The organism is Parabacteroides gordonii MS-1 = DSM 23371, from assembly GCF_000969825.1.
GTDB classification, from domain to species: Bacteria; Bacteroidota; Bacteroidia; order Bacteroidales; family Tannerellaceae; genus Parabacteroides; species Parabacteroides gordonii.
The window spans coordinates 394,457-407,151 of the sequence record NZ_KQ033920.1; the positions used below are offsets into that span (position 1 = coordinate 394,457).

The window sequence follows — 12,695 nt, forward strand, 5'->3', positions numbered from 1 at the left end:
TAAAATGACAATAGAATAAAACAGGATATAATGAAACAAATAAGTGAAATAAGGAACAAACATTGGATTCGCCTGTTTGGCTGTTTGGTTTTACTTTGGATAGTCGGTTGTACACAGGCAGACGTGGATGATGATATTCTTTTGCCTACGCTGAAAGAAGTGGATGCCGGTTTTAATCTGAATGTCCTGGCAAACCATATACCGGTAACTCGCAGCATACTGTTTACTGCCGATGGCACTATGGAATCGGATTCGATCGGTACTCGTGCAGCTACTCCGCTGGAAGAGGCACAGGAAAGTAAGATTGCCAGTGTCTGGGTGGGGCAATATGTTGGCGGTAAGCTTTTGTATGCTAAATATATTTCTTCATTAACAGGCAATACACTTAATATTAAATTGAAACATGATAGAGAAGGTTCAGAATCTCATGTGTGGTTCATTGCTAATATGGGTGACCAGGGAGAGATAGCAACCGAAACTGCCTTGAAAAAGTTGCTGTTGACGTATGTTTCGACCGAAACCGGATTACCCCAAAGTAATCTGTGTGGAATGACAGGGATGTGGAGCGGAGTAGTACAAGAAGGGGGAGTAAAGGATATCAGGGTGAATTTATCCCGTATGGTGGCTAAGATATCGTTTACTTATTCGATCGCCGGAGAGGGGTTTACTTTTACTCCTAATACTGTGACATTGAACTCGGTTCCGCAGAAAATGCAGGTTGATGTGCCTGAAAACCAGTTGGTAGGTATGACATATACAGATTATACTGGAATAGCGGATAGAGACGGTGCTACCATGTATTGGTATCTACCGGAGAATATGGCGGGTATTGTCAGTGATGGGAACGCAATCGACTCAGAAAAGAAGAAGATCGGTATGGGGGTGACAAATGCTACTTATATCGAATTGACGGGTACGGCTGTGCAGGGGGGAGTGACATATAACAATGTTGTATTCCGTTTTTATCCGGGTGATGGAATGAATAATTACAATATCGAGCGTAACTACCATTATGTAATGAAGGTGACGTTGGTCGGTATAGATATTTCCGATGAACGTATTACGGTAAATGAGATACCGCCAATAGAGGTCGATCCGGGAAAGATGCCGGCAGAGAAGGGGGGGATAAAAGAGGTACAGATCACCGCCCGTCCGGGGCAGGCGTGGTCTTTCGATTTGGAAGAATGGTTGTCGGTAATGATAGGAGGTGTGGTTGCCGGAACTGGGGTAACAGTAAGCCATCAGGGGCCTGCTATGGTTACTTTCCAGTCGGTGTCTGCGAATCCGAAAGCCGAAGACAGGTGTGTAACTTTTTCTGTAAATGTGAACGGAGAGAATCAGGAGATAACCATTACGCAGGAAGGATCCGCCTTCTCTAAAGGGAGTGATGTTATCTCTTTAGGCGCGGCAGAGGGTTCGGAAGGGGCTTCTTCCTTTACTACTACAAAAGGTTTACCATGGCTTGCTGCCTTAAGCGGGGAGAATTGGTGGAATTGGGCAGACGATAATCCTGCTTTTTCAGGAGATGAAGCCACGGGGACTGAGCAGGCTTTGAAAATAAAAGCGACAGCCAGTAACCCCTTGGCTTCGGAACGGAGTGGAAAGATAACAGTGAGTGCCGGTGCATCGATAGCAGAGATTGGTTATACAGGCTTGAAAGAGGAAATAGTGGTACAGCAAGCAGGTTCCAAGGTAGAAGGTTCGAGCATGGAAGTAAATCCGGAAGCAGCTAATAATCAAACATCGTCGTTTGTCGCTACATCCGGCTTGGACTGGGTGGCAAAGGTAACGGAAGGTGACTGGATTACATTGGTTGGTGCGACCTCAGGTTCTCAAACAACGGGAAAAGCACAGAATGTGACTTTTAATATCGCTGTCAATCCCTCTTCTTCTGCGCGAAGCGGCGAGATAGTTGTTCGTGCCGGGGATGAAATCGGCGGACCAACCGGAACAATAAAGGTGAATCAGAAAGCCTCTGCACTGACAGTTTCTGCCAGTCCCACAACGTTGGCTGCAACAAAGGACGCTGCCGGAACACTCTCTTTTAAAGGAACTTCGGGATTATCTTTTTCTGTTACCAAGCCTGATTGGCTGACCCTGACCGGTACTATTCCGGAAACAACGAATGGAAACGAACAGAATCTGGGGTATAAAACAAGCGAGGTGAATCTCAATAGCATAGAAATTTCGGGCGATATAACAGTGAAAGCAGGAAATATAGAAAATAAAGTGGCAGTTAAACAATCGGGTTCCACATTTTCGGTGTCTGAAACCGAACTGTCTTTAGAAAAGGATGTGACTTCAGGTAGTGTAAAGGTAAAGGGAACCTACGGTCTACCTTGGAGAGTCAGTCCGGCTGGCGAAACAAATGGTATCACTCCCTCGATCGACTCTTCTATCGCAGACGGTTCGGAGCAAGTATTAACATTTAATGCAACTGAAAATTGGGGGAGTGCCCGTTCTGCAACATTTACTATTGCTGTAACCGGTGGTGATCATTCAAAAACAGTAAAGGTTAATCAAGCAGGAGATTTAACAAAGATTACTGTTACAATTAATCAGCAAGTATTGAGAAGTTATTATACTCAGATGACTAAAGATGGGGGCAATTGGAAACTATATCCTCCTTTTGATGCAGGTGGAACAGATATGGCTGAATCTCATGGCGTAACAGTTAATTTATCAGAGTCGCCTACAATGAACGGTTCTTATTCTATACAAGTACAAAAAAGCCAGAACTCTAGTGTTTTAGCACAAATAAATACGAAGAGTTATTGTTCCAAATTGGATGAAGATGGCACAGGTTGGCGCTTACCTACTCAAATAGAGTTACATGCCATGTATATGAATAAAGAATATATAGAGGGTATTAAAGGTTCTGGTACATTTTTCGGCAGTTACTATTGGAGTAGCTCAATATATGGTGGAAATGGTAAATTTTGTTTATTGCGCTTAAGCGATGGCACATTCAATTATTTAACCACGAATAATCCCTATTATATTCGTTGTGTCCGGGATAACTATTGATGAAAGAAATATAGTTAAACACGTAAAGAAAACATATTATGAACAAAGCAGATTTAGTAAACGAATTAGCAGAGAAAATGGGTATTTCGCAGAAACAGTCCCGTAAGTTTATCAATACTTTTCAGGCAATACTGACAGAGAGGGTAAAAGAGGATGAAATAATACTTCAGGGTTTCGGTACTTTCAAAGCCTGGGAACAGGCTGAACGTACAGGTTGCAACCCTCGTACCGGTATTTCCTGTAAGATACCGGCCCGTAGGAGTGTGAAGTTTAAACCTGGTAAGTTTTTGCTTAGAGATTTGAACCTATCCAAATAGAGAACAAAAGGGAGGTACAAGTGTTGACCATATAAAAATAGACTTTGTGTCTCCCTGCTTTTATTTTGGATTTCCCTCAATTATTTATTAACGCCTATCAGATATATCATGAAGAAACAGAACAAATTAGAGGCATTATTCCCAAATGGAAAAGTGCCGGAAGTGAACGAATTTAACCGTAGCCTTGACAAAATGTCGAAGGAAGGCCGTAACCGTTTACGTGAAAAGATTTATAAAATTGCATTTACCGTATGGTCAACCTTGCCTAAAAAGCACCAGAAGTTTATTGAAGAAGTTATCGTCCATGATCGGCAGTCATACGTTGATTTCATCATTGAAAAAACAGTGATGACCTGTCTCCGTTGCCCCCTCCGGTTTCCCGTCTTGTTTATCCGGATGCTCCATTTAACGGAAGTAGTAGAGCGTACTGCGCAAACTTCAATAAATCATTTATCAATGTCTGTTCTTATCTGTTTCTTAATTTGCGGCAAGATCGGTACGCTTGCCGGGAATATTAGTAAAGGAGGGATTACTAGTGGGGAGGTGCTGGTGTTGGCGGGGAAGGTGAGGGTGGGGGAGTATTGTGGATGATTAGTTTCTTAGAGTGTTATACTAAAAGTTCTTGGACTGATTCGGTGTATGAAACTGTTAGAGTGACAGATGATTAGAATAGTTACTTTTTATTTGAATGACAACATAAAGAATACGAAGATAATGCTTTGAGGGTATAAAGGATTGTTTAGATTAACTTGAAAAGTTATACATTAGATATATATTCTCTATCGATAAAATCTATTTTTTTGTACTAGAATATACTTTTTTTGTAAGAATTTTGTAGTTTTACAGTTAAATGTAGGAAAGGATATTGAAGTTATGTTTGATGTATTAAATAGATATTGTTGTTTTTAGATATTGAAAAAGTATTATTTATGAGAGATATACCAAATAATATTAAGCCTAAACATATTGTTCAGGCTATTAATAAAATTGAAAAAGAAGGAATTCCTCCACAAGCGCATTCCTCTAGTTATGATGTTCTTTATAATGGAAAAAGATATCCACCTAAACTGGTCTTGTCTTATGCTAATATTTTTGCAAATGGTGTTGTCTTAGATCGAAATGAATTTGAAGGAGGATTAAATACTCCCTGCTTTAAAATACTTAAAAATAATGGATTTGAGATTGTAACAAAAGAATCTATAGCTGAAATGTTGAAATTGTTTCTAGAACAAGCTGTTACAACAAAATTGACAACGAAAAATTATTTGAAAAATTATGATGGACTAAAAGTAAAAGTAAGTTTTGGACAAGGTGGAGTTGCGCGTATTCCTTGGATTTCGTTTTTGGGTGATGGGCAAACAACTAGTGAAGGTATTTTTCCTGTGTTTTTATTTTATAAAGAATATAATATACTTGTCTTAGCTTATGGAATTAGTGAGACCAATAAACCGAATATTGAGTGGAATATAGCAAATGATGTAAAGACTATAAGGGATTATTTTAGTCAAATAGGAGTTGTTCCTGATAGATATGGTGACTCTTTTGTTTATAAAACTTATGATACATCTGATTCTATGAATTTTAAATCCATAGAATCAGATTTGAGAAATTTAGTTTATAAATATAAGATTATTTTGAAAAATGTGGAAAATTTGGAATTAAAAGAAAAACAACAACCTTTTGTCTTTTCATCTTTTATGGAAGATTTGTTATCTACAGGATTGATATTTTCCGATCAATTAGTTACTCGTTTTGTTTTATCATTACTGACTAAGCCATTTGTTATTTTGACAGGATTATCAGGCTCAGGTAAGACACAGTTAGCCATTTCTTTCGCAAAATGGATCTGTGAAAATGAGAAACAAATATGTATTGTCCCTGTTGGTGCGGATTGGACAAATAGAGAGTTTTTATTAGGTTATCCTAATGCTATTGAGCCAGGTAAATATATAAAACCTGATAATGGAGTGTTAGATCTTATTTTGGAGGCTAATAAAAATGTGAATAAACCTTATTTTTTAATCTTAGATGAAATGAATCTTAGCTATGTAGAGAGGTATTTTGCTGATATTCTTAGTGCAATGGAATCTGGGGAGAAAATACCATTAATGAGAGATAGCGATGATGTTCCAGCTTCAATTGAATTACCTAGAAATTTATTTATTATTGGAACTATTAATGTGGATGAAACTACATATATGTTTAGTCCTAAGGTGCTTGATCGTGCTAATGTAATAGAATTCCGTATTATGCCTAATGAAATAGATGTTTTTTTTCAGAAGGTAAGTTCTTTAAATAAAGAACTGGTCTTTGGCAAAGGAACAATGCAATCAGAAGCATTTGTGGAAATCGCTAATAATTGTATTGATCCACAAAAGATTGAAGGAAGAGGGGCTATAGTAGGAATCTTGAAAGATTTTTTTATGGAATTGAAAAAAATACATGCAGAGTTTGGATATAGAACAGCAAATGAGATGTTTAGATTTATAGGCTTAGGGCAGATATTGCAAACGAAATTGAATTTTGATATGATTGTTGATGCTGTTATTGTTCAGAAATTATTACCTAAACTACATGGTTCTCGTAAAAAAGTAGAACCTATCTTGAGATCTTTATGGTCTTTATGTATTAATGATAAGAAACAATCTCTAGAAGGAATATTAGAATTTCCAGATGAGAAGAATTTGAAATATCCTTTATCTGCTGAAAAAATATGGCGAATGTATCGCATTGCTCAAGATAATGGTTTTACAAGTTTTGCTGAAGCTTAATTTATATGAATGAGTTATCAATAAATATATTTTTAGATAATCATGATGTTACTGTGTTGACTCTATTTGCTCAACAGGAGAATTCTTTATTTGAGGTGAAAGATGCTGGGGAATTTGGAGAATCACCTTATCAATTAAAAGAAGGATGTAGGTATGATTTTGAGCTAGATAAATATGAGTATTATATAGCTGACAACCAAATCTTAACAAATAGTCAAAGTCGTCAAAAAGTAACTCGAGGTTATATTCAAACAGGTATTTTTGTTGGTACATGTCAAATTGAAATTTTAGAAAGGGAGAGTGGACAAAGGGTCGGTAATCTAAAATTTGAAGTATGTTCTTCGAAAGCGAGTTATAGGGATGATTATAGAAAGATGCTTGAAGATATAACTGTATATTGTACAGAGTTGTTAATGTCACAAAACTCTCCAGTTATACAGAAATTTGAAGTGGATATAACAAAAAATCCTAAGGCAGAATATCAACGTTTTGCATTTGTTCGTTCTCTCGTTGATAGTGAAACTTTCGCTGATGCTTTACATCAAATACAATTGTCACCTGTAAAAAAGTGGATAGAGACAGACGAAGAAAGAAATATATGTAATGTAAAACGGCTTGGACATCAAGCTTTGAGGCAAATTGTTTGTTCTGTAAACCGCATTAATATACCAGAAAAACATTATCTGAAAGGAACATTTGATTCATTACCTAGAAAAATATCTGTGGCCTCAAAAAGAGAGACTGTGGATATTTCTGAAAATCGTTTTGTTAAGTACGTTTTGCAATCATTTTTAGTCTTTTGCTCTTCAATACAAAGGTATCCCGATGCAAGTGAACGTCTGAAAAAAGAAGCAGATTTGACTTCTGAAAAACTGATAATGTATTTATCATATCCATTGTTTCGAAATATATCAAATATAAATATACTACCTCTCAATAGTCCTGTTTTACAAAAAAAAGAGGGTTATAGGGAAGTTTACCAAAAATGGTTAATGTTTGATATGGCAGCGCGTTTGACTTGGCAAGGAGGAGATGATGTATATGATGCAGGTAAAAAAAATGTAGCAATACTTTATGAGTATTGGTTATTTTTTAAGTTATTAGATATATTGAGTAAAAAGTTTCAAATATCTCCGAAAAGTAAAAAAGAACTTATTGAGTTTAAAGATGGCGTTTTAAATTTAGCATTAAAACAAGGGAAAGTTATAATGTTAGGAGGTGTATATGAAACAGCGAGTCGAAAATTGAATATTCAGTTTTCATATAATAGAGTATTTGGATATACAAAAGATTATAAAACAGCAGGTAGTTGGAGCCGTAGTTTTCGACCTGATTATACTCTATCTATTTGGCCTGGTGATGTAACGAGTGTACAGGCTGAAAGAGAAGAATTGATAACTCATATACATTTTGATGCAAAATACAGAATAGACCGGTTGTTCTTATCTGGTGATGAGAATATTTCCAATGAGAAAGATAGTAATGAGTTGTCTGATTTAAAGTTGGAAGAGGAATCTGGTACTTACAAAAGAGCAGATTTATTGAAGATGCATACTTATAAGGATGCTATAAAACGAACAGGGGGTGCATATGTTCTTTATCCAGGAACAGAAAATCATATAAAATTTGGATTTCATGAAATAATACCTGGTCTGGGGGCATTTGCGATATCTCCTAAAAATGAAAATCTATGTTTGGGTAAGTTTATTTCATTTTTGGATGATGTAATAGAGAACTTTTTGGATAGAACTTCTCAGAGAGAGAATTTAGCTTATCATACTTATTCTATTCTGCAGCAAAAAAGTACGAATTTATATGAGTCTTTGCCTGAACCTTATGGGATAAATCGAGATTTATTGCCTAATAAAACTTTTGTATTGATTGGATATTATAAAAATGAAGAACATTTGAAGTGGATTTTAAAATCAAACTTATATAATACACGAACAGGTACAGGGAATGGCTCATTAAAACTTAATACTCAGTTTACATCTGCAAGATATTTATTGCTCCATGGTTCTTTGGGACAATACTTTATTAAGATGAATACAGTCGGTCCTCGTATTTTATCAAAGCAAGATCTTATAAATAAAGAGTATCCAGGAATTCCTCAGGGAGAATATTATATTGTATTTGCATTAGAAAAAGAGAAGACTGAATATGAATTTACAAATATGAGATGGAACTTATCTGAAATAACGAATCATAAGGGACATCAGCGAGGAGTTCCTGATACGATTCTTTTATCAGATTTAATGAAACATAGAATTAAAGATTAATTTCAGAGATTTAATGAAAAATATTCTCTTGGTGAAAGTTGATTGTTTTATGGAAATAATTTGTGGATAGTTCCTTTATCGTCTTGTGTTAGTCAGCGTTGTTACGAATGCTTGTGAGTTTTGTATTTAGGATTTCTAGCTGTGAAACGCTGAATTTTATCTTCTTTATTCGACAATATTGTTGTATTGTCAATCCACTATAAAGAAAGGAATATGAAAAAAACGTTACCAAATCGTAGAAACTGAAGGTTGGGAAGGATGATTTATATCTTGGGGAAAATTGTATCTGTGATATTTTCATGTTTGTCCGTATCTCCAGGTACGATTGTATTTGCCGCATAGTATGCGGAGAATATGTCTGCTAATCTCCGCAAAAGGTATATTGCATCATTTGTTTAGTATAGAGGACTTGTTTTCTTTAAATGACTTATATTCTATTATTCGATACCCTTTCGGGTATTTATTTCGTGATTATATTAAAAAGAGTACCCGAAAGGGTATTAAGAATGTTAATGGAAGTTGTAAATAAATTAAATCCATTCTGGAGATTCCAGCAGAATAATCATTATTTCCCTGATAAACGTTAAATAAGAGCTTGGACCGATCAGTGTGATGATTCGCGAAAAATGGTATTTTAAGATTTTGCTTGTTCCTAAAGTTTTATTATATACTGTTTTACATGATGCTTCCGCGCCGATCTTTACATGTATCCCTATCTGTACCTTTGTATCGTTCCCCTGGAAACAGTAGTATTAATCATTAAAATAGAAAAGCTATGACACTGAAATTTAGAAAGGTGCAGCGCAAGGTTCTTAGCGGTGACGATAAGGACAAGGTGAAGACTTATGCGATGGCACGGTCGTCGAACTATTGCGATATGGATAAGTTGTGTGAATTGATCTCCAGTCGCTCGGCGATGTCGAGTGCTGATGTGAAGGCAATACTCGATTCGTTAAACTGGGCGATGAGCCTGGAGCTTCGTTCGGGTAGTATTGTACAGGTGGGTGAGTTCGGTAGTTTTCGTCTTTCGATTCGTTCGAAAGGTGCGGAGACGGCGGATGCTTTCAATGCTTCCCTGATAAAAAAGGCACGGGTGATATTCTCGCCGGGTACCAGTCTGCGCTGGATGAGTGAGATCGTGAAGTTTGAAGAGGATGAAGATACGAAACCTAAAAAAGAAGAAGGTTCCGGTGGAGATGACAGACCGGAAATTGAATAATTGAAAATGGGAAATTGAGGATTACTTGATTGAAAGAGGAAAGGGGAACGTATGAAAAAAAGACTGACTATTCAATTGGTAATGGCAATCCTGCTCGTAATGAGCGGGATTGTTCTTCTTTTCTCCGGTTTCTGGATTGCCCCAAAAGGGGAGATTCATAATAGTGTGCTGGTGGCTTTCGGGGAAACCTGCACATTTGCCGGAGCTTTGTTTGGAGTGGATTATTCGTATAAAATTAAATCGGTACAAAATGAAAGAGAGGATAAGTAGGAATTTTACCTGGGAAGAAATGACGTATAGCCGGGTGGCGGTGGAGAACGGGTTGCTGAATGAGCCGCCGTTTGAGGTGAAGCAGGCTATGATGGAGTTGGTGAAACGGTTGTTACAGCCGTTGCGGCTGGTTTATGGGAAGCCGATTGCGATCACAAGCGGTTACCGGAGTCCGGAGGTGAACAGGTTGGTGGGTGGCGTGCCTTCGAGCCAGCATGTGAAGGGGGAAGCTGCGGATTGTTATGTGCCTGATCCGAAGGAGCTACTGGATGTGTTGCTTTATTGTAAGTTACCTTTCGATCAGGCGATTCTCTATAAACGAAAAAAGCTCCTGCATTTGTCGTTTCGGGTAAATGGAGGGAATCGTTATCAGGTGATCATTAATAAATGAAGGAGGATAGGTATGGATATGTGGGGTAGAAGTTTGCTTGTTTCGGTTGGTTTGTTGGTTGTTTTGCTGTCCGGTTGTAGTGCCGGGCGGCGTAGTGTGCAACATCGGGAGATAAGAGAGGAGGTGCATAGTATTCATAGTGATAGTATGTTGTTGAAAAATCTGTATCAGGCTTCTCGCAATAAGGTGATCGATATAGAGCATATTGTGTTCGATAGCTGTCGGTTGAATGGGGTGCAGTCCGTTACTCATGTCGCTATTAAGGAACAGGGGGAGGAGGTTATTGAATCGGTTGTTAGTTCTGGTTCTGTAGATGAGAACTGTTTTGCCGGTTCTGATTCTTTTCAGAAAGGTAATACTGTGGAGTTTTCTTATCCCAAGCGGATGTTGGTGATTGGGGCGGTGTTGTTGGTTTGTTCGTTATATATGGGTATAACATTTAGAAAACAGAAGTAAAATTCGTGCCGGTATTTTATGAGAGATTAATAGTATTTTCCGATTCCCCCAAATCCAGTTATAATTTTATTCTCTTTCGTTTTATTGATAAAGTTGTTTAGCCGTTTTTCAAATTCTTCAGGCCGTTTCCTGGCTGCTTCAATGTATGCAATTCGGATACGTTTATATGGGTCGGAGAAGTGTTGATAGTTTTTCCATGTTGTTTTATCTGCTTTCAATCTGTCAATTATATCATCTGGAAAAATAAAAGGGTCAGACAAAATAGTTCGTATTTTATCCTCAAATTTAGGGTGTATCATTTTATTTTCCAATAACCATTTAAGTCTTTCTTTATTGGCTTGCGAGTATGTGCTTTTAGGGTTTCTAGGTGTGAAGCGCTGAATTTTATGTTCTTTGTCAAGTGATTTTATCGTACTGTCAATCCATTCGAAACAAAGGGCTTCTTCAACGGCATCATTGTATATAATGCTTTTTTTATCAGATGATTTCTGAGGAAAGACAAACCAAATTTCATCTTTGATTTCAAAATTGTCTGTCAGCCACTTTCTCCAGTCTTCCCGATTTTCAAAGTATTTTATTTTATTCTCTGTTGTCATAATGGTCATCTAGAATATTACTATATAAAGTTGTATATATTCCATGCCTGAATATGCCTTACTCCATTTTTGGATGGCAATGTGATTTCATCTAATGTTACCACATATTTCTCATAGTGGTCTGTAAGGAGGTCAAAGGGGGCATATTCACGTTCTATAGTAGTTTCATCTGCCAATAGATAACTGGCTTGTAGGTAAATAATCCTATCAGCTTTTGTCGCGACAAAATCCACTTCCTTTTCTTTAATTACACCGACATATACTTCATAACCTGCTATTTTTAGGTCCAGATATATACGGTTTTCCAGTAAATAGCCTGTACCGTAACCATATCCATTATATAGATAATTATGGAAAGCCAGGTCGTTTACATAATATTTACATGTGCCTGAGATAATTTCTTTTCCTCTGATATTATATCGGTCTGCCCGATGTAATAAATTTGCTTCTTCTAGATAAAGGATATAATTGGAGACAGTTTCATAATTAGTCTTTCTACCCTTGGATTTGAAAAAATTCACAACATTGTTTATAGAAATCAGGTTTGAGGCGTTATTTACCAGATATCCGAATATATCTTCTAGTAATCTGGCATCTTTTATATTGTTACGCTGAATAATATCTCTCAATAAGACAGTATCTTTTATGGAAGAAACATAGTTTCGTTTTGTCTCGAAATTATCGAGATGGAACAATTCGGGGAATCCTCCTGATTTTAAGAAGTCCATATAGGTGTCTTTGTTTATTTCTTTTTCCTGGATAAGTGCATATTCACCGATATGAAAAGGATAGATAGAGAATTCGATATATCTTCCAGATAACAAGGTCGATAATTGGCTGGAAAGCATTTTAGAGTTAGAACCTGTAAGGATGATCTCGCAATCCTCGGTATAATCCTGTGATAAGGAGTTTACCGTTTTTTCCCATTCGGAAACGTTTTGTATTTCGTCCAGAAATAGGTATATCTTACCTGTAGGTTGTTTTTCTGCTTTATAGAGAGTATAGAGATCGTATAAATCTTCTGCATTTTTTATGAAACCAAAAGGTGCAAACTCAAAATTGACGTAAAAAAGTTGCTTAGGAGAAATTCTTTTTTCTGTGACCAAGTGATTCATAAGTTGTCTCATGATAAAACTTTTACCGCTTCTGCGTTGTCCAACCAATACTTTTATAAGTTTGTTGTCCATAGCATTTGCTATTTTATCTATGTATTCGTTACGAATTAATCCTAGATCAGGAAATTGTCCGTCCCAAAAGTTATATTTCTCTAGTAGCTCTAATCTCTTATCCATAATCACTAACGTTTTATGCAAATATAATGGAAAATTTTCAGGTAGACTTGAAAATGTTCTCAAAAACGAGGCGTTTT

The 12,695-nt window shown here is 36.8% G+C and carries 11 protein-coding genes; 9 read left to right on the plus strand and 2 right to left on the minus strand.

Annotated elements, in window-relative coordinates; all coding sequences use genetic code 11:
• The first annotated feature begins 30 nt into the window (after positions 1-30).
• The 9 genes from HMPREF1536_RS18530 (at position 31) to HMPREF1536_RS18570 (ending at position 10,730) form a co-directional block, all read left to right on the plus strand.
• Complete coding sequence (locus HMPREF1536_RS18530; protein WP_028728356.1) at positions 31-3,027, plus strand: BACON domain-containing protein; 2,997 nt, start codon at positions 31-33, stop codon at positions 3,025-3,027.
• A 38-nt stretch (positions 3,028-3,065) separates the two neighbouring features.
• Positions 3,066-3,344 (plus strand): HU family DNA-binding protein, encoded by a 279-nt coding sequence (locus HMPREF1536_RS18535; RefSeq protein ID WP_028728355.1) that lies wholly within the window; start codon positions 3,066-3,068, stop codon positions 3,342-3,344.
• A 108-nt stretch (positions 3,345-3,452) separates the two neighbouring features.
• Entirely contained in the window at positions 3,453-3,935 is a 483-nt protein-coding gene (locus HMPREF1536_RS18540) for a hypothetical protein (RefSeq protein ID WP_028728354.1), read from the plus strand.
• A gap of 338 nt (positions 3,936-4,273) precedes the next feature.
• Entirely contained in the window at positions 4,274-6,115 is a 1,842-nt protein-coding gene (locus tag HMPREF1536_RS18545; RefSeq protein WP_044192562.1) for an MrcB family domain-containing protein, read from the plus strand.
• Positions 6,116-6,120: 5 nt separating this feature from the next.
• Positions 6,121-8,394: a DUF2357 domain-containing protein gene (locus HMPREF1536_RS18550; protein WP_044192559.1), complete on the plus strand. Its 2,274-nt coding sequence runs from the start codon at positions 6,121-6,123 to the stop codon at positions 8,392-8,394.
• 775 nt (positions 8,395-9,169) lie between these two features.
• Complete coding sequence (locus HMPREF1536_RS18555) at positions 9,170-9,613, plus strand: HU family DNA-binding protein (RefSeq protein WP_007659352.1); 444 nt, start codon at positions 9,170-9,172, stop codon at positions 9,611-9,613.
• 51 nt (positions 9,614-9,664) lie between these two features.
• Complete coding sequence (locus HMPREF1536_RS18560) at positions 9,665-9,883, plus strand: hypothetical protein (protein WP_007659354.1); 219 nt, start codon at positions 9,665-9,667, stop codon at positions 9,881-9,883.
• Positions 9,864-10,274, plus strand: a complete 411-nt coding sequence (locus HMPREF1536_RS18565) for a D-Ala-D-Ala carboxypeptidase family metallohydrolase (RefSeq protein ID WP_028728351.1) — start codon at positions 9,864-9,866, stop codon at positions 10,272-10,274. Before HMPREF1536_RS18560 ends, HMPREF1536_RS18565 begins: the two co-directional genes overlap by 20 nt.
• A gap of 12 nt (positions 10,275-10,286) precedes the next feature.
• A complete protein-coding gene (locus HMPREF1536_RS18570) occupies positions 10,287-10,730 on the plus strand; it encodes a hypothetical protein (protein WP_028728350.1) in 444 nt (147 codons plus the stop codon).
• A gap of 26 nt (positions 10,731-10,756) precedes the next feature.
• Here HMPREF1536_RS18570 and HMPREF1536_RS18575 read toward each other — a convergent pair whose 3' ends face one another.
• Positions 10,757-11,326: a YdeI/OmpD-associated family protein gene (locus HMPREF1536_RS18575; RefSeq protein ID WP_028728349.1), complete on the minus strand. Its 570-nt coding sequence runs from the start codon at positions 11,324-11,326 to the stop codon at positions 10,757-10,759.
• 20 nt (positions 11,327-11,346) lie between these two features.
• Positions 11,347-12,618, minus strand: a complete 1,272-nt coding sequence (locus HMPREF1536_RS18580) for an ATP-binding protein (RefSeq protein WP_028728348.1) — start codon at positions 12,616-12,618, stop codon at positions 11,347-11,349.
• Between the last annotated feature and the right edge of the window lie 77 nt (positions 12,619-12,695).